We start from the raw sequence: 17,848 nt of genomic DNA on the forward strand, positions 1-17,848 counted from the left end.
ACGGAGCCACCTCCACCAACGAAAGCAGGACATACATTTGTCGGCTGGTACACAAGCAGTATGGGAAATACAGCATTTAATTTTGATACTACGATTACAGGAGACACAATGATTTATGCGAAATGGAATCCTGTGACTGTGACACATACGGTAAGCTTTGATGTGGCTGGCGGTAGTGCTGTCTCCAATCAGATGGTGGTACATGAAGGAAAAGCAGGTCAGCCTACACCAGCGCCAACGAAAGCTGGCTATACATTTGGGGGCTGGTATACAAGTAATGCCTACACAACACCATATAATTTTAATACTCTTATTACAGCAAACACAGTGATCTATGCAAAATGGATTAGTAATAATACAGGTGGCGGTAATACTGATCCTTCACCAAATCCTGATTCAGGTTCATCAACACCTTCAACCAATGTAGAGGAAATTGTAGTAGATGTAGAATCTGGCAATGGTGATGTAGTTTCAAAAACAACGATAAAACGAGCAAAAAATGTAGATAACACGATGAATGATGATGTCACATTAACAGCAGCAAGCGCAACAGAGACAATTAGGAAATTAAAGGAACAAGGGAATGATAAAGCAAGGATTGTCATCCCAGACGAGAAGGATCAAGTAAATCAAGTCCAAGTGTCCATTCCTAAACATGTGCTGTCACTTTTGCAAAATGGAGCAGTCCATCTCGAAATTGTTACCGATAACGTTAGAATTGAAGTGCCAAAAACTTCATTGGAAATGTTTAGTGAAAATCTATACTTCCGACTCGTTCCGATAAAAGGGCATGATAAACAGCTAGAGATTGTAGAACAAGCCAAAAGGGAAACCGTTGTGCAGCAATTGGTAGAAGGTGCGGTTGTAGAGTTACTTGGTCGTCCAATGAGCATTGAAACCAATATGCAAAGCCGTCCTGTTAAATTAACATTGCCGTTGCCTACAGATTTAACAGATGAACAACTTGCCAATTTGGCGATCTTTATCGAGCATAGTGATGGCACAAAAGAAGTTGTACGTGGGAAGATTGTAGAATATCAAAAGGGAATAACAGGTTTACAGTTTGAGGTGAATAAATTCTCCACCTTCTCCATTCTCTACTTACCAGAGAAGGAAGAAGTGAAGGAGCCAACTACAGAGGGTGTTACACATCTACCTTACATTCAAGGCTATCCAGATGGTACCTTCCGTCCGAATGCTTCTGTTACAAGGGCACAGATGGCAAGTATGTTTGCTCGTCAATTAACAGGTAACGCCATACCGCAAGCAAAGGTAACCTATACAGATACATTCCAACATGATGCTAAAGATGCAATCGAATTTGCGAAGGAAAAGGGTCTGTTTAAAGGGGTTACAGCAACGAACTTTAATCCAAACGGCTTTATTACGCGTGCACAGATGGCTACAGTGGCAGCCCGCTGGATAGAACAGCAATGTATAGAACGTCCTGATGCAGATTTCTGTTCACCAACCTCACAAAGTGCAGTATTCAAAGATGTGAGTGTCCATCATTGGGCAAGGCAAGCAATTGATACTGTCAATGCAGCGGAAATTATGACAGGAATAACAGCAGATACATTCAATCCAGATGGATTTTTAACACGTGCACAAGCAGTGAAGGTATTAAATCGACTGTTTGAACGTCAAGTTCTTATTGAAGATCAAACACCATTATTTAAAGATGTTCCAAAACACCATTGGGCATTTTATGAGATTCAAGAAGCCGCAAAAAAATAACCAAAAAGAGGGCACGCGATTCGTAATGTAATCGCAGTGCCCTTCTTTTTCATGGCTCGAAATGGAATTTATATCCCGAACCCCTCACTGTTATAATCTTTGCTCTATGGCCAGCAACGGATTCTAGCTTTTTTCGTAAATTACTAATATGAACCTTCAATGCCTGTGTATGCCCGATACTTTCCTCTGCCCAAATAAGCTTATACAGCTCTGATGGGGGAAAAATTTGTCCAGGTCGTTGTGCTAGAAAGAAAAAAATTTGAAATTCCTTTGTAGATAGGGCTAATGCTGTGTTACCGATATATACTCTTCCAGAATGAACATGAAAGTGAAAATCCTCTATTATATGAGCTTCTTCCTCTATGTGGTGTACAGCAGCTTTAACATGAAATTGCTTTCTACGCATGGATATTCTCTTGATTGTCTTCATTAAACGCTCTTTCTCAATAGGCTTTAAAATATAGTCAACAGCCTGTACATTAAAAGCTTCTATTGCAAAACGTTCATATGCAGTGACAAATACAATGTCCATTAAAAAAGGAAGGTCTGCAATCTTACTAGCAAATTCAATACCATTCATTTCGGCCATATCTATATCTAAAAAAAGAATATCAGGTTTGAGTGTAGGGATGTTTGCAATAGCCTCTAGTGGATTTACGAATTTTCCGATAATAGTAACATCGCTATTATCATGTAACGTGGCTTCTAATAAATTGATTGCTAAAATTTCATCATCTACTATGATGGCTTTCAACATTTTTTCACCTCTTATCATCTAAATTTAGAATATTATGTAGCGCAACTGTACTAAATAAATTTTTCGTCATCAGTTTTATACTTGCCTGTAGCAATGGAAGCTGGATTCTGAAATTATTCGATTCTGTAAATTATGTAATTTATTAGTATGTAAAACACATTTATCGTCCAATCTAACTGGATCATTACTTACAATAAAGCAATTTTTTTCTCCTTTAACTGATTTAAGTTTATTAGTATTCTCGCACTTTAGTAAATGAGATGCATTTCCCATATCGTGATGTATTATGAGGGGATAATAAAATATGCCTTTCTACCCATAGTATAGCATGCCAATAGTTAACAAATAATAGATTAAAGCGTGTATCATAATCTAATGATAAAAATTTTAAGCTAAGTGTATTTGTGCATTTTGTGTATTTAAAGTGCATATACTTACAATCACTCTGTTTTTTGCTTATAATGAGAAAGTCAGAATTATTTCTGAAAAAAGTAGCCACAAAGTGAGCGATTGCGATTGAAAAAATTATTATATGGTATCTTCTTTGTTGTTTTTATAGTCATTTTTTTGTACGTAAACAATCACTGGCTAGTCGTAAGTAAACATGTGTTTGAATCAGATAGTGTGCCTGACAGCTTTGATGGGCTACGCATTGTACAAGTTTCGGATTTACATGACGCTGTCTTTGGTGACAAGCAACAAAAATTGATTGCTAAGGTAAAGGATACAAAGCCTGATTATATTTTTATCACAGGTGACGTGATCGATAGTAATCGCTATAATTTAAAACAAAGCCTACAAGCAGTGGAAGGACTAGTTAAAATAGCGGATGTTTATTATGTACTAGGAAACCATGAGGTAGCGACGAATAAGGTGAATGAAATTTATGAGGCGCTGTCATCGTTAGGGGTACATATTATGGCCAACGAATCGACCGTGTTAGAGCGCGACGGGGAGCGCTTGGCGATTGTTGGTATTGAGGATCCGTTAATGGGTAGAACAACAGAAGATATGCTGGACATTGCAACGGCCTATTTGCCAGACGATATGTTTAAGTTGTTACTAGCACATAGACCAGAATTATTTAATACGTATGTAAATTATCACATAAATTTAGTATTTTCGGGACATGCGCATGGTGGGCAAGTTCGTATTCCTGGGCTTGGAGGACTTGTGGCACCAGGACAGGGGCTGTTCCCAAAATATACAGCTGGTGTCTACGAAGCAGGCGCGACGAAAATGGTAGTTAGTAGAGGGTTGGGTAATAGCACAGTACCATATCGTATTTTTAATCTACCAGAAATTATTGTGATGGATCTAAAGAAAAAATAAGCACTGCGTAAAATTTACGCAGTGCTTTCAATTTGTTTGCGTTCTATACGTTTAACGAGGTAAATACTTATTTCATATAAAATAATCATCGGTATTAATACGAGTAACTGACTTATAAAGTCTGGTGGCGTGATAACAGCGGAGCCTACGCCCATTGCGATATAAGACCAGCCTCGTATTTTTTTCATGGATTCAGCAGTCAGTACACCAATGGCTGATAAGAATAGGGCAACAATCGGTAACTCAAATAATAGACCAAGCGGTACTGTAGTCATGATTAAAAAGTGCATATATTCATTTGCTGATACCATGACATCGAAATTGGTAGCCCCAATGCTTACTAAGAATGTATAGCTAAGTGGGTTAACGACGAAATAGCCAAAAGCTACTCCTACTAAAAATAGAACTAACATGATTGGTGCATAGAGGCCTAAAAATCGACTTTCCTCTTCTTTTAAGCCTGGTTTAATAAAGCTCCAAAGAAAGTGGACGAGGAAAGGCATTGCAAGACCAAAAGCTAAAGTTGTTGAAATCGTCATGTAAAATTTAACTACTTCTAGTGGTCCTAAAATAACGAGTGAGTGACCTCGCGTTATGAATGGAAACCAAATATTAATAGTAGAAAAGACAACAATAAAAAATAAAATAAAAACTGTTAACCCTTTGATAATTTGCTTACGTAAATCACTAAGATGCTCCAATAATGAGGTAACAGGTATCAGGGGTTCATCTGACACATGATCCTCTTCAATTGCTACCGTAGGTATTTCAACTAAAGCCTCCACTGGCTTTGGAGGCTCGGCTTGTGGTTTATCTAGAGGGCTTAAATATTTTCTTTTTCCGTCTTCATATGGATCCATAGGAAACCCTCCTACGAAGCATCAGATTTTTTTTCGACCTTTTTCACGGTATCATCTTCATCATCCATAAGTCCCTTAGTAGACTTTTTAAATTCTGCAAACGTTTTGCCAACCGCTCCACCGATTTCTGGTAATTTTTTTGGGCCAAATACAATTAATACAATCACTAAAATAATAATTAATCCAGGTACTCCAATTGCTCCTAGACCTCCCATAAGTCTTGCCTCCTTTAGAATGATTTATTTATACTAATGAACCACCTGATTGACTGTATTTGATGACTCCCTCAGCACAACGGTAGGCAAGTGCCCCTAATGTGCCTGTTGGATTATAACCACTATTGTGTGCAAAGTTGCCTGCACTTACTGCGAAAAGGTTATCAACATCCCAGTGCTGTAAGTAATTATTCACAACCCCTTGCTCTGGTGTTAAGCTCATCACCGTACCACCTGTATTATGCGTTGTTTGGTAAGGTACGATATTGTAATCGGTAATTTCCGCGTTAGGGACAATAGTTTTTGCACCCATTTCCTTCATAATGTCAGCTGCACGTGCAGAGATATATTTATGAAGAGCTCGATCCTGATCAGTAAAATTGTATGTTAACTGAGTTAATGGCAGCCCGTAAGCATCCTTATAGGTAGGGTCCAGTGATATATAGTTTTCCTTATGTGGCATAGATGCTCCTTGCGCACCAATCCCAAATGAACGTGTATAGTAATAAATAGATTGCTTTTTAAATTCTGGTCCCCAAGTAGGCGTATCAGGCGGAGTTGGATTTGAGCCGATTGGTCGCGTCCCTGTCTGTGTAAGTGCAATATTACCTCCGTGAATAAAATCTAAATCACTATGGTCAAAATTATCCCCATTGTAATCGTCTATACACATGCCTAACGAACCTGCACCCATAAATGTATTGTATTGTTCCTCGAAGAACCCAGCAGCACCAGGCAAAATTTGATAGCAATAGTTTCTGCCAAGTGTTCCTTTGCCAGTAGTAGGGTCATATCTTTCACCAATGTCAGAGACCATTAATAGCTTGGCATTATTAAAGACATAACTAGTTAATACAACAGCATTAGCTGGTTGAATGAATTCTTCTCCCGAAACAGTATCGATATATCTTACACCTGTAGCCTTGTTACCCTGCTTTAAAATTTCAACAACATTGGAATTAAAGCGTAAATCAAAATTTCCTGTCTTCAGGGCTGTAGGGACAACAGTAATTTCTGCGGACGACTTTGCACCATATTCGCATCCAAAGCGTTCACAAAAACCACAATATTGGCAAGCGTTGATCGTTTCGCCATCTGGATTTTTATAAACCTCTGATACATTAGCTGATGGAACCATATAAGGTGTTAGCTTCAGGTTTGTTGCAGCTTTTTCGAATTGTGCAAGCATAGGCGTTTTTTTCATAGGCGGTGTTGGATAGGGATTCGAACGCTTTCCACTAAATTTATTTTTATCATCACCCGAAATACCAGCTGTTTTCTCGAACTTATCGAAATAGGGCTCAAGCTGATCATATGTTAATCCCCAATCCTGAATCAGATAATCTGGTCCAAGCTTATTTGGTCCATAACGTTTATCTGTTAATGTCTTGATTTGAAAATCATAGGGTAAAAATCGATAAGTCATTCCATTCCAATGTGTTCCTGATCCACCCAGACCCTCTCCAAGTAAGAAGGAGCCAAGCTGACGCATTGGTAATGCCTTCATATTGCGATCATTCCGAAAGCTTACGGTCTCTTTAGAAAGATTTTGCATTAAATCATATCGGATGGCGTAACGGTATTCGTCATGAACATTTAAATAATCCTCGGTTCCACGCTTTTGACCTCGCTCTAAACCGACTACCTTTAAGCCAGCTTTAGCACATTCAGCAGCGACAATACCGCCAGTCCAACCTACACCAACTGTTACAACGTCTACACTCGGTAATGTTTTAGCCATTTTGTATCCCCCCCTAGTGGTTGCCTAATGGATTAGGCTCAATTTTTTGGAACTTGGCATCTTCTATTTGTGTAATATAAGCCATCTGGTGACCAGGGAAGCCCTTCATACGCCAGCCATCCATATTGCGATTTCCTCCATACATAGGGTCAGAATAAGCTCCCTCTAATGTAGCTGCTCGTAATAATGTAAAAAAGAACGCGGAAGTAACCCCAACCATTTCTATGTCACCTTTTTGGAAGGCAGTTAATATTTCATCCATTTGTTTGCCATCTAAATCGTTAAAGCTTTTCTTATAACGCTTTTGTGCTTCATCCTCCATTTTTTGAATACCCTGTCTAAAAATTTCCGCTCGCGTTAAACGGCTTTGATAGCCTTGAGTTGGGGCACCAACATCAAATGGACCTTGCATATATTCTTTAGAGTTACTTCCATAATTTCCTGCAAGTTGATGATCGATAAAATAGGGAACGTCTAAACCAATAGCTCCTGGTCCCAAATCGTCCTCTGGGAAGATACGTTCCGTGGCCTTTGATAAGATACTAAAATCTTTTTCATTTCTGAAGAACATCTTAGCTTTTGGTGAGCCTGTGGCCTCATTCGTTGTTTCATGACCACCATGCTCTAGGGTAGAAGTACCTTTACCATGGATGTTGTAACCAACTAATCCTCCAATTAAACCACCACCGACTAATGTACCAGCAGCAATACCTGTAGTTTTTAAAAAGTCTCGACGAGAAACATTATTTTTGTCTGAACTCATGGAAATCCTCCCCTCAAAATGTGTTAAACGGATCCTATCTTTAATAATCAGCAAAAAATGTGAATTATAATCAATTTTTGTTGGAAAATGTTTTAATTACCTCTATTAGCATGGTGTACTCTCCTTTTTAATGACAAGAGGGATCTATGAATTGAAAATTTTGTAGAAAATTGTTAGCACTATAAAGGTAGTGCGAATGGTATTATTATACATTTATTAATCATATTGGAAAACTTTTGTTGACTTCTACTTTTAGTGACTTTACTCTGAAGTTATGCAAAAATATGCGGATTGTATAGCTAAAAATGGAAGAAGTGAGAAAAAGAGAAATGTGGTTAAAAGGTATTGGTGGTAAATTAATTGTTGCAATTATAGCTCTTATATTTGTAACATGTGGCACGCTTGGGCTATCTACTTGGATAAATAGTACAAAAGCTGTGAATGAGCAAGTGGAATCTAATTTGGTATCTAGAGCAGAGGATGTGTCCCAATACATAGAAGAACACTTCCAATTAACACTAGTGGAGGTGGAAGCCATTGCAGAGCAAGAGGCAGTTCGGAGCATGGACTTTGAAAAGCAGAAGCAGTATCTATCGAAACGTCTTGCCAGTAATGAAAATTACTTAGGTTTTGGCATTATCAATGCTAATGGAGTTGCCCATTATCTGGATGATACAACAGCTGATCTAGGGGATCGTGATTACGTAAAAGAAGGTTTTACTGGTAAGTCTGTCATGTCTGACATTACGATTAGTCGTGTAACAGGTGAACCAGTCATTTTAATCGTTTCTCCAATTGACACAGTGACAGGTGAAAAAGCTTTATTATTAGCACGTATTGACGGCTATTACCTATCTAAAATTGTAGAAGACATTAAGGTTGGAGACAGTGGCTATGCATTTATGTTAGACGCTAACGGAACAATTATTGGACATAATAATCATTCGTATGTGAAGGAGCAATACAATCCAATTAAGGAAGCAGACGAAACAGGTATCAAGACAAGCAGAGCAATGGCTGCTAAAGAAATGATTGCTAATGATAACGGTTATTTTTCTTTTGAAACGGAAGATACAGGAACTAGTCTAATGGGCTATCATACCCTCGATAATGGTTGGAAAATGGGGGTTATCGCATTAGAAGATGAGATGTTTTCAGGGCTTTCTAAGCTTAAGACGAACTTCATTGTCACTACGATCATTGTTTCAATACTTGGGCTATGCATCTCATTTGCCATTTCTCGCTCTGTTAGTAGACCACTTCGACATGTACTTCGCATTAGTGAGGGCTTATCGGAAGGAGACTTTACACAGGAAATTCCAGAAAAATATTTGAAACGTATTGATGAAATGGGAACGATGGCACGTGCATTAGATCGTATGACTGATAATATGCGGGAAATGATAGCCAAAGTGAGTCAAGAAGCAACGGCAGTGAATGAAGCTGCGTGTGATTTAATGGGAGATGTAAATGGAGTAACAAAGCGTTCAAAGCAAATTGCTGGTGCAATAAGTGAAGTAGATCGAGGGGCACAAAGCCAAACTGTGATGGCAGAGGAAAGTGCCTCAGCAATGGAACAAATGGCGATAGGGATACAAAATGTAGCTGAAGTTGCCTCCACAATTGCTTGTAATACAGATTTTATTTCCCAGAAAATTAGTGAAAGCAATCATGCAGTTCAACAATCCGTTTTACGTATGAATGAGATTCAGCAAGGCACAACAGATGAACTATCAATTATTCACAAGCTAGAAAAAGAGTCAGAAGAAATTAGCTTAATTTCAAAAATGATTACCGATATCTCCGATCAAACAAATTTATTGGCATTGAATGCCTCTATAGAAGCAGCACGGGCAGGAGATGCTGGTAAAGGCTTTGCCGTTGTAGCAGAAGAAGTTCGCAAGCTATCGGAGCAAACAGCAGAATCAGCTACTAAAATTAATGTGCTTATTGAAAGAGTTCAATCTTATACATTAGAAGTAGTAAAAGCAGCTGAATTTGGTGAAGATAATGTTGAGCGTGGTTTAGCTTCTATTGAGGCAGTGGGAGAACGCTTCGAGGAAATGGTTCAAGCAGTAGGAGAAATAGCAGGTCAAATTGAAGAAATGAATGCTTCAGCTGAACAAATGTCTGCCAATACGGAGGAAGTTTCCGCGTCTATGGAAGAAATGGCAGCTACTGCACATGCGGCAAGTGATTATGTGCATGAGGTAACAGATGCAACAGCGGAACAGTTGAAGACGGTAGCAGTAATGAACAATCAAACTGAAAAACTATCAGAAATGGCAAAACGTTTATATGAAGCCATTCAAAAATTTAAATATTAAAATTAGAGAGGAGCTGTCTATTAATGACAGCTCCTCTCAGAGTGTTGAAAAACAAAACCATCCATACAATTTTTGTGAAAGGTCAAAATGGATTACCGCTCCATGCAGAGGATCGTCTGTCTCGCTATCCCACGAAAGTCAGGTATCCATCCACTCCACCTCATAAAAATGTTACCTTTTTAGCAAAGGCTTAATTGAAGGTGTTCACTATTCATTTTATGGAGAGGTGTGGTCAATCATCATTTCTCCCATTGAAAATAAGAGTCTATCCTTTCTCGAATTATACATTTGCTATTTTGTTCACAACGACTATATGAAAGATAAGGAAAAGCCACTTTTACAGAATGGTTGATTGGAGTGGAGCCAGTGTCACTCCTAGGGGATTTAGCGTCACAGATGAGGCCCTGGAGCGACCGTAAGTGAATGAAGCGGCTCACCGGACGCCCCCTGGAAAGGACGCTGGCGTAACGGAAATCAACCACTTACCTTGTCAAAAAGTCTTTTTCTGCTAGTGACATTGTCTTTTTTCAATAACATAGGAGGAGCTGTCTATTAATAACAAACAGCTCCTCTATTATAATGTAATTAAGCGTCTTGCATCGCTGCTAGTAATTCTTCTTTCGAAACGGTGCAATCGCCACCGCCTTGTACCATTTGGTCACTTCCGCCACCCTTACCATTAATAAGCGGCAGTGCCTTTTGGGCAACATCCTTCATGCTTTTTGAAACATTATTACCTCTTGCTGCAACGAATTGTAGTTTGCCATCATTTTCAGACACAAGTAGAGCTATTACATCTTTCTGTTCCGTAACAATCATACGGGCTATTTTTTGTAGCTCTTGCATTGTTCGCTGATTAAAAGCAGCCGTTACGACACCTTCGCTATTAACAAGTGCCTTTGCTTCATACGTGAGTAATTCCTCTTTCGCAGCAGCGAGTGCTTTTTCTGTAGTTTTTTGAGTAGATAAAACTTTTGTAAGTGCTGTGGCAGCATCAATCTCAGGGACACTTAATTGACGAGCAACGTCCGCTAATACTTTTTTCCGCATGCCAAGCTCAGTCAAAACGCGTTGACCACACACAAAAGAAACGCGCACATTGCCCTTCATTTTTTCAGTCCCTAATATTTTGATGGAACTAACTTGCCCTGTGGATGTAGGGTGAGTGCCACCACAACCGTTGTAATCAAAATTAGGGATAATCACAAGTCGAATGTCTCCCGTCACTGCAACTTCTTTACGAAGATTATAGTTGCCCAGCTCTTGCTCTGTAACCCAGATAGTTTGAATGGGGAGGTTCTCTAGAATAATGTCATTGGCTCTTGCTTCTGCCGCTGCAAGCTGTTGCTCAGAAATCGTTTCTATAGCAAGATCAATTGTTACTTGCTCACTGCCTAGATGAAAGCTTACAGTCTGCGCATTAAAAAGCTCTACAAAAGCAGCTGTTAAAATATGTTGCCCAGCATGCTGCTGCATATGATCGAATCGTCTTGGCCAATTTAGCTTGCCATGTACCACACCATCTAAAGTCGATAGATCACCTTCAATATAGTGACGAATTTCATCATCCACTTTTTCAACATCTATGACCTCCAACGCATTCAATGTACCTGTATCGTGAGGTTGACCACCACCAGTTGGATAGAAAGCGGTGTTCGATAGTACAACATAATGACGGTCGGATTCGTCAGTTCCTTTACTAATAATAGTTGCATCAAACTCTTGTAACATAACGTCTTGATAATATAATAGCTCTTTCATGAAAAAGCCTCCTCGTATGTAGGGAAATTTAGTTCTAAATTAATTCCATTTCATTGTGGCATAATTACTGACAGGTGTATACGAGTTTTCTAGTTGACCCATGCTGAAATTGATTTAATATAGAAAAGAACAGCTAAAGAAAAAGGAGCAAATATAATGGAAATTACACAATTCTCAATGGAAGAGATTTTAGACCCAACAAATATTATTGAAGGTAAGCGTTATGAATTTATTCTGGATGTAGAAATTGATGAAGAGGATGAGCTTTACCACGAAGCTGGCATTGAAATTCGTGTCCTAATTGGTGAAAAAGACGAAGAACCATTTATATTAAATTACTTCATCATGGAAAAGGCTGAAGGTGAATATTTAGACTTTGCATTAGAGGATGATGAACTAGAAGAAATTTTGACATTCTGTAAAGAAGAAATAGCGAAAGCATAGTAAGTAACAGGTAGAGAGTATAGATTCTTTACCTGTTTTTTTATTGAATTAAGGATTATGTAAGCTTGATGAAATATACATGTAGTATTGAAGGACTAAACTTAGTTTTAGTGTTCAGAAAATAGGGCAATTTAAAGAGAGAGGTGTTTCTATGTCAACGTACACGCAATCCATTTTTATAGCATTTTTCATAACTATTATTTTATCCTTTGTACTATTTATACCATGGCTGATTTATACGTATCGTAAGTATGGATACTTATCGATGTCCAAAACCATTATCATGTTCTCATTTATTTTTTACTTTTTATCAGCGCTTTGTTTAGTATTACTACCATTTCCGTCTACAAGAGATACTTGCTCACTTCAATCCGCGGACACCGTTCATACTAATTTGCGACTTTTTCAATTTGTTGATGATGTTTTAAAGGATAGTGGCGTTGTTGTCACAAATCCATCTACATGGCTTGCTATCACAAAACAGCAGGCATTTTTTCAAGCCTTCTTTAATTTCTTACTACTAATGCCATTCGGCGTTTACTTGCGATATTTTCTTAAAGAAAGAAGGTACTGGAAACGTGCATTTTTAATTAGCTTTTTGCTAACATTGTTTTATGAGGTCACACAAAGAACAGGCATTTATGGCATCTTTAATTGCGCATACCGAATCTTTGATGTCGATGACTTATTACTAAACAGTGTAGGTGCGCTCCTAGGTTTCTTCTTAGCACCAATTGTTTGGGCATTATTCCCCTCTCATGAAGAGGTTGAGGCTAAAGCTGCTGAAATGGAAAAAAATGATATTGTTAAGCCGATTTCTATTTTACTAGCATTGGCCATTGATTTATTTATCGTCCAATCAGTTTGGATGATTATTGGTGTTCTGACAGGGTATAGCGGTACTTTTGAATTCTTAGTGAAAATGGCTCTGTACGTGGTACTCTTTGGGGTGTTACCAAGTATGATGAATGGTGCAACACTCGGTATGAAGGTGATGCGTTTTACAATGGTCAACAAGAATGGCAAAAGTATTGTAAAGCAATCATGGCGTCGTTGTATTGCTATTATCGCTACCTTGTGTTTATCAGAAGCCATTACAACATTAGGTGACATCCAATTAGATATGGATTCACCATTTTATGTTCTACAAATTGTCATTTCTCTACTTGCCGCAATAGCAGGTTTTGCACTTACAATGATAATAGCTATTCATGTGGTACGGGTCATCGTAAGTGGTGGAAAACGACGTTTGTATATCGATCAATATGCAGATTTAATGGCAACAAGGAAAAAATAAGGGGGCTTGTAGAATGAAATACGTCATCATTGGTGGAGATGCTGCAGGTATGTCTGCAGCAATGGAAATCTATCGGAATGTTCCAGGAGCAGAAATAACTACTTTAGAACGTGGTTTTATTTATTCATATGGGCAATGTGGATTGCCTTATGTTGTAGATGGTCGTATTTCATCAACCAAACGTTTAATTGCAAGAGATGTCGAAACTTTTCGAGATAAGTATGGCATTGATGCAAGAGTTGGCTATGAGGTAGAGAATGTAAACATAGAGAAGAAGGTTATTACAGGTACACAAGCAAGTGGTGATAAATTTGAGATTACCTACGATAAACTTCTTATTGCAACGGGGGCTAGTCCAGTCATGCCTGTGAAAAGGGGGAATGAGCTAGATGGTGTCCATACGGTAAAAACAATTCCTCAACTGGAAGATTTGATGGCAGATTTAACATCAGAGATTGAGCAGGTAACAATCATAGGTGGTGGCTATATTGGTTTAGAAATGGCTGAAACCATACATGCCTGTGGGAAAAAGGTAAGGCTTATTCAGCGCGGAAGTCATGTGGCCCGTATTTTAGATGAAGAACTTGCTCAGCATGTTCATGAGGAAGCGAAAAAGAACGATGTAGAGCTGTTATTAAATACGAGCGTTGAAGCTTTTGAAGGAAATAAACGAGTGGAACGTGTTATTACAGATAACGGCGTTCTAGAGACGGATTTAGTCATTGTCGCTTCAGGCATAAAACCAAATACACAGTTTTTAAAGAATACTGGGATTGCACTTGCAAAAAATGGAGCAATCATTGTAAATCGCCATTTAGAGACTTCCCTTGAAAATATTTATGCAGCTGGCGATTGTGCAACTCACTTTAATATTGTGAAAGAACGTTTAGATTATATACCTTTAGGAACGACTGCTAATAAGCAAGGTCGTTTAGCAGGTCTCAACATGTCAGGCAAATTTGCTCCGTTTAGAGGAATTGTGGGCACTTCTATTTTAAAATTTTTCAATTTAACTATTGCTACAACAGGTATTAATGAGCGCGATGCTAAAGAGCTTGGTTTTGACTATGAGGCATTTAAATTATCTGCACGCCATATAGCCGGCTATTATCCAGGTGCACAACGTATGTTTATAAAAGTGGTCGTTCGCAAGCGTGATCAATTATTATTGGGTGCACAAATCGTGGGACCAGCGGGAGTTGATAAGCGTATCGATGTGTTTGCGACAGCATTATATAGTAAAATGACCTTACCTGATTTGCTAGATTTAGATTTGGCCTATGCACCACCATTCAACGGTGTTTGGGACCCTTTGCAGCAGGTGGCAAGAATGAATGGACGTTTATAATAGGAGGTAGAGAGATGAGCATTTATGATATTAATGTAACTTTAGAAGATGGTACTATCTATAGCCTTGAACGTTATAAAGGAAAGCCGATGCTAATTGTTAATACAGCTTCCAAATGTGGCTTTACACCACAATTTGAAGAATTAGAAGGTCTCTATGAAAAATATCAGGAGCAAGGTCTGGTTGTACTTGGTTTTCCATCAAATCAATTTAAACAAGAGCTAGCGTCAGCTGAAGAAGCGGCTTCCCAATGTCGACTAACATATGGAGTGACGTTCCCGATGCATGAGATCGTGAAGGTGAATGGTAAAGAAGCACATCCTATTTTCGATTATCTTACTTCCCATTCCAAAGGATTTTTAGGCAATAGTGTTAAATGGAACTTTACAAAATTCCTTGTAAACCGTAATGGAGAGGTTGTTGGACGATACGCCTCAGCAGATAAGCCAAGTAGCTTTGAGGAAGATATTCAAAAAGTATTAGCACAATAGATTAGAAAAGATTCATGCACAGTTTGTGTATGAATCTTTTTTTGTCTACAAATTTCAAAAAGCAGATGATTTAAGGTTGCTGTAAGCTTGCGACAAATTTGCTGTAAGTTTGAGGTCGTATACTAAAGTCAGAAAGAAGAGGTGAGCGTATATGACGCCATTATTAAAGGTACAAAACGTTGGGAAAAATTACGGCAAAGGCGCAAATACTTTTACAGCGCTATCGAATATATCATTTGAAGTAGAAAAGGGAGAGTTTGTTGGGGTAATGGGTCCTTCTGGGGCTGGAAAATCTACGCTTCTTAATGTATTAGCAACGATTGATACGCCAACAACTGGTGAAATTATTATTGAAGATACTAATTTGGCACGTATGAAGGATGCTGAATTAGCGGATTTTCGTCGAGATAATTTAGGGTTTATTTTCCAGGATTATAACTTGCTCGATTCTTTAACAGTGCGAGAAAATATTGTTTTACCACTAGCGATTGCAAAAATGCCGACAAAGGCTATTAATGCAAGAGTTGATCGAATTGCTGCATTGTTTGGAATTAGTGATTTATTAAACAAATATCCTTATCAAATTTCAGGTGGGCAAAAGCAGCGTACAGCCTCGTCGCGAGCATTAGTGACAGAACCAAAACTAATTTTTGCCGATGAGCCTACAGGTGCGCTAGATTCAAAATCTGCAACCGATTTATTAGAAAGCCTAAGTGATTTAAACCAATCTCAAGCCGCAACGATTATGATGGTTACACATGATGCCTTTGCCGCTAGCTTCTGCCAGCGCATTCTATTTATTCAGGATGGACAGCTATCTAAGGAAATTCAACGTGGGACTCTAACGAGGAAGCAATTTTTCCAAGAGATCTTGCAGGTGCTATCTAGCATCGGGGGTGGAGTAAATGACGTTATTTAGTTTAGCGCGTAAAAATATTCAACGCAATTTATCGAATTACTTTTTATATATTGCCTCAATGGTATTTAGTATCGTTATTTACTTTACGTTTGTGACGCTCAAATATAATGATGATCTTTCAGCCTTAAAGCAATCGTCACAACAAATTAAAGGATTAATGAGTGCCTCGTCAGTCGTACTTCTGTTCTTCATTGTCATCTTTATGGCCTATTCCAACTCGTTTTTTATGAAGAAGCGGAAAAAGGAAGTAGCCCTTTACTCGTTACTAGGTGTACGTAAGCAAAAAATTGGCTTAATGCTCTTTTTTGAAAATTTAGTCATAGGGCTTGTCTCTCTTGTGTTTGGTATCCTTCTAGGTTTCTTTATGTCCCAAGGGCTATTAATGATACTAGTACGCTTAATGGGCTATGAAGTGGTTGGTAGTCTGACATTTTCAATGGAGGCACTAATTAATACAACGGGCATTTTTACACTACTGTTTTTATTCACATCCTTACAAGGTTACCGTGTGATTTATCAATTTAAACTAATTGATTTATTCCATGCAGACAAACAGGGAGAGCAAATTCCACGTGCATCATTAGTAGCTGCTTTACTTGGCACTGTACTTATTGCATTTGGTTATTATACAGCTGCCTCTGATATGTTTACGAGTGAAATATGGAGATTCTTTACGGTATTAGGTACGCCATTAATGGTTATAGGGGTAACAATTGCAGGGACATACCTTCTATTCCATAGTGTGAGTGTCTTTGTATTAACAGCATTAAAGAAAGCAACATCATGGTCCTGGAAGGGTTTAAATTTAATCGGTGTTTCTCAATTATTGTATCGTATTCGAGCTAATGCCAAATCGTTGTCAATCATTGCAATTTTAAGTGCCACTACGATTACAGCAGGTGGCGGTGTCTTCGGTATGTATTATAATGCAGAAGCCTCTGTACGTCAGATGCTGCCAAACACATTTATGTGGAAAGGCGAGACAGTAGAATTTTCACAACAGGATGTCTTATATAATGAAGCACTGGCTGTGAAAAATTTACGTGTGGATAATGAATTCTCATTTTTCGAATATACATTACTTAAGGAATCGGACTATAATCGCTTAGCGAAATTACAAGGCAAGGATAAAGAGCTACACATTGCAGAGGGTTCTACGGTTTTACTGGATGCAGCCTATGATGAACGATTTTCACATGACTTTACAGGAGAGGACTTTAAGCTACAAAACGGAGACTCCTTCCATGTAGAAAAGATGTACACGGAAAGCGTATTAAACTTTATAGCAGCTGGAACAGTTCTCGTTGTGAATGATCAAGAATTTAAAGCTACTGATGCCGATGAGATTATGATGCAGGTTGTTGGATTGGACAATGATTTGAAACAAGTGGACGTGTCGAAAGACATTTACCAGCAGTTGTCTTCTGAACAACAAGAATCATTTTCTAGTGTACCGCAAAGCTATGAGGATAGCTTAGCAACAGTTGGTGCCCTATTGTTTGTGGGAAGCTTCCTAGGATTGGTCTTCCTAGCGGCAACAGGCAGTATTATCTACTTCAAAATTTTAACGGAAGCCGAAGAAGATCAGGAAAAATATGCTATTTTAAATAAAATTGGTGTAAATAGTAAGCAAATCTTAAAGACAGTAGCAGGACAGGTCGCTGTTATCTTTAGTGCGCCACTTATTGTGGGTATTGCACATAGTGTGTTTGCATTACTAGCATTTTCACAGCTATTTAACATGAATATTACAAAACCAGTCATCTTGTGGATGATTGCTTATTCAGCTATTTACTTTATTTATTATATCTTTACCGTTCGTTCGTTTTATAAAATAGTGAGACAGGGGAATTAAT

15 protein-coding genes are annotated in these 17,848 nt (G+C 38.4%); 9 read left to right on the top strand and 6 right to left on the bottom strand.

The window, feature by feature from the left end:
- A partial coding sequence (locus AC1RFD_RS19785; protein ID WP_492475207.1) for an S-layer homology domain-containing protein occupies nucleotides 1-1,737 on the top strand: 1,737 nt, incomplete at its 5' end.
- Between the two features lie 49 nt (nucleotides 1,738-1,786).
- Here AC1RFD_RS19785 and AC1RFD_RS19790 read toward each other — a convergent pair.
- Entirely contained in the window at nucleotides 1,787-2,494 is a 708-nt protein-coding gene (locus tag AC1RFD_RS19790) for a response regulator transcription factor (protein ID WP_048390790.1), read from the bottom strand.
- Between the two features lie 516 nt (nucleotides 2,495-3,010).
- Between AC1RFD_RS19790 and AC1RFD_RS19795 the strand changes: the two genes are divergently transcribed.
- On the top strand, nucleotides 3,011-3,826 hold the full coding sequence (locus tag AC1RFD_RS19795; RefSeq protein WP_054548899.1) for a metallophosphoesterase: 816 nt from the start codon (nucleotides 3,011-3,013) through the stop codon (nucleotides 3,824-3,826).
- Nucleotides 3,827-3,840: 14 nt separating this feature from the next.
- Here the strand turns inward: AC1RFD_RS19795 and tatC are convergent, their stop codons facing one another.
- Genes tatC through AC1RFD_RS19815 form a run of 4 tightly spaced genes read right to left on the bottom strand, consistent with a single transcriptional unit; the run spans nucleotide 3,841 to nucleotide 7,405 of the window.
- Entirely contained in the window at nucleotides 3,841-4,686 is an 846-nt protein-coding gene (gene tatC, locus AC1RFD_RS19800) for a twin-arginine translocase subunit TatC (RefSeq protein ID WP_048390786.1), read from the bottom strand.
- Nucleotides 4,687-4,697: 11 nt separating this feature from the next.
- Nucleotides 4,698-4,901, bottom strand: a complete 204-nt coding sequence (tatA, locus tag AC1RFD_RS19805) for a twin-arginine translocase TatA/TatE family subunit (protein WP_048390784.1) — start codon at nucleotides 4,899-4,901, stop codon at nucleotides 4,698-4,700.
- A gap of 28 nt (nucleotides 4,902-4,929) precedes the next feature.
- A complete protein-coding gene (locus AC1RFD_RS19810; protein WP_004233912.1) occupies nucleotides 4,930-6,642 on the bottom strand; it encodes a GMC family oxidoreductase in 1,713 nt (570 codons plus the stop codon).
- Between the two features lie 13 nt (nucleotides 6,643-6,655).
- On the bottom strand, nucleotides 6,656-7,405 hold the full coding sequence (locus AC1RFD_RS19815; RefSeq protein ID WP_054548901.1) for a gluconate 2-dehydrogenase subunit 3 family protein: 750 nt from the start codon (nucleotides 7,403-7,405) through the stop codon (nucleotides 6,656-6,658).
- Between the two features lie 329 nt (nucleotides 7,406-7,734).
- On the opposite strand from AC1RFD_RS19815, the gene AC1RFD_RS19820 reads away from it, so the two are divergent.
- Nucleotides 7,735-9,732 (top strand): methyl-accepting chemotaxis protein, encoded by a 1,998-nt coding sequence (locus tag AC1RFD_RS19820; protein ID WP_485598201.1) that lies wholly within the window; start codon nucleotides 7,735-7,737, stop codon nucleotides 9,730-9,732.
- A 585-nt stretch (nucleotides 9,733-10,317) separates the two neighbouring features.
- Here AC1RFD_RS19820 and AC1RFD_RS19825 read toward each other — a convergent pair.
- Nucleotides 10,318-11,493 carry an alanyl-tRNA editing protein gene (locus AC1RFD_RS19825; protein ID WP_492475208.1) on the bottom strand — a complete coding sequence of 392 codons (1,176 nt, stop codon included), beginning with the start codon at nucleotides 11,491-11,493 and terminating at the stop codon, nucleotides 10,318-10,320.
- Nucleotides 11,494-11,649: 156 nt separating this feature from the next.
- Between AC1RFD_RS19825 and AC1RFD_RS19830 the strand changes: the two genes are divergently transcribed.
- From AC1RFD_RS19830 to AC1RFD_RS19855, 6 genes are all read left to right on the top strand, one after another.
- On the top strand, nucleotides 11,650-11,937 hold the full coding sequence (locus AC1RFD_RS19830) for a DUF6509 family protein (RefSeq protein WP_036075918.1): 288 nt from the start codon (nucleotides 11,650-11,652) through the stop codon (nucleotides 11,935-11,937).
- 151 nt (nucleotides 11,938-12,088) lie between these two features.
- Complete coding sequence (locus AC1RFD_RS19835; protein WP_048390777.1) at nucleotides 12,089-13,234, top strand: VanZ family protein; 1,146 nt, start codon at nucleotides 12,089-12,091, stop codon at nucleotides 13,232-13,234.
- Nucleotides 13,235-13,247: 13 nt separating this feature from the next.
- The gene (locus tag AC1RFD_RS19840; RefSeq protein ID WP_054548904.1) at nucleotides 13,248-14,582 is read left to right on the top strand and encodes an FAD-dependent oxidoreductase; all 1,335 of its coding nucleotides are present in this window, start codon (nucleotides 13,248-13,250) and stop codon (nucleotides 14,580-14,582) included.
- A gap of 14 nt (nucleotides 14,583-14,596) precedes the next feature.
- Nucleotides 14,597-15,073, top strand: coding sequence for a glutathione peroxidase (locus tag AC1RFD_RS19845; RefSeq protein ID WP_048390772.1), 477 nt, complete (start codon nucleotides 14,597-14,599; stop codon nucleotides 15,071-15,073).
- Nucleotides 15,074-15,224: 151 nt separating this feature from the next.
- The gene (locus tag AC1RFD_RS19850; protein ID WP_054548905.1) at nucleotides 15,225-15,992 is read left to right on the top strand and encodes an ABC transporter ATP-binding protein; all 768 of its coding nucleotides are present in this window, start codon (nucleotides 15,225-15,227) and stop codon (nucleotides 15,990-15,992) included.
- Nucleotides 15,979-17,847 carry an FtsX-like permease family protein gene (locus tag AC1RFD_RS19855; RefSeq protein ID WP_492475209.1) on the top strand — a complete coding sequence of 623 codons (1,869 nt, stop codon included), beginning with the start codon at nucleotides 15,979-15,981 and terminating at the stop codon, nucleotides 17,845-17,847. The genes AC1RFD_RS19850 and AC1RFD_RS19855 overlap by 14 nt, the downstream gene beginning before the upstream one ends.
- The last annotated feature ends 1 nt before the right edge of the window (nucleotide 17,848 follow it).

Source organism: Lysinibacillus sp. GW823-FHT02G10 (genome assembly GCF_058797135.1).

Excerpts from the sequence above, each read along its gene's own strand:
- AC1RFD_RS19810 (WP_004233912.1), bottom strand. The coding sequence starts at position 6,642 with ATGGCTAAAACATTACCGAGTGTAGACGTTGTAACAGTTGGTGTAGGT.
- AC1RFD_RS19825 (WP_492475208.1), bottom strand. The coding sequence starts at position 11,493 with ATGAAAGAGCTATTATATTATCAAGACGTTATGTTACAAGAGTTTGAT.
- AC1RFD_RS19840 (WP_054548904.1), top strand. The coding sequence starts at position 13,248 with ATGAAATACGTCATCATTGGTGGAGATGCTGCAGGTATGTCTGCAGCA.
- AC1RFD_RS19790 (WP_048390790.1), bottom strand. The coding sequence starts at position 2,494 with ATGTTGAAAGCCATCATAGTAGATGATGAAATTTTAGCAATCAATTTA.
- AC1RFD_RS19830 (WP_036075918.1), top strand. The coding sequence starts at position 11,650 with ATGGAAATTACACAATTCTCAATGGAAGAGATTTTAGACCCAACAAAT.
- tatC (WP_048390786.1), bottom strand. The coding sequence starts at position 4,686 with ATGGATCCATATGAAGACGGAAAAAGAAAATATTTAAGCCCTCTAGAT.
- AC1RFD_RS19855 (WP_492475209.1), top strand. The coding sequence starts at position 15,979 with ATGACGTTATTTAGTTTAGCGCGTAAAAATATTCAACGCAATTTATCG.
- AC1RFD_RS19820 (WP_485598201.1), top strand. The coding sequence starts at position 7,735 with ATGTGGTTAAAAGGTATTGGTGGTAAATTAATTGTTGCAATTATAGCT.
- AC1RFD_RS19835 (WP_048390777.1), top strand. The coding sequence starts at position 12,089 with ATGTCAACGTACACGCAATCCATTTTTATAGCATTTTTCATAACTATT.
- AC1RFD_RS19815 (WP_054548901.1), bottom strand. The coding sequence starts at position 7,405 with ATGAGTTCAGACAAAAATAATGTTTCTCGTCGAGACTTTTTAAAAACT.
- AC1RFD_RS19845 (WP_048390772.1), top strand. The coding sequence starts at position 14,597 with ATGAGCATTTATGATATTAATGTAACTTTAGAAGATGGTACTATCTAT.
- tatA (WP_048390784.1), bottom strand. The coding sequence starts at position 4,901 with ATGGGAGGTCTAGGAGCAATTGGAGTACCTGGATTAATTATTATTTTA.
- AC1RFD_RS19850 (WP_054548905.1), top strand. The coding sequence starts at position 15,225 with ATGACGCCATTATTAAAGGTACAAAACGTTGGGAAAAATTACGGCAAA.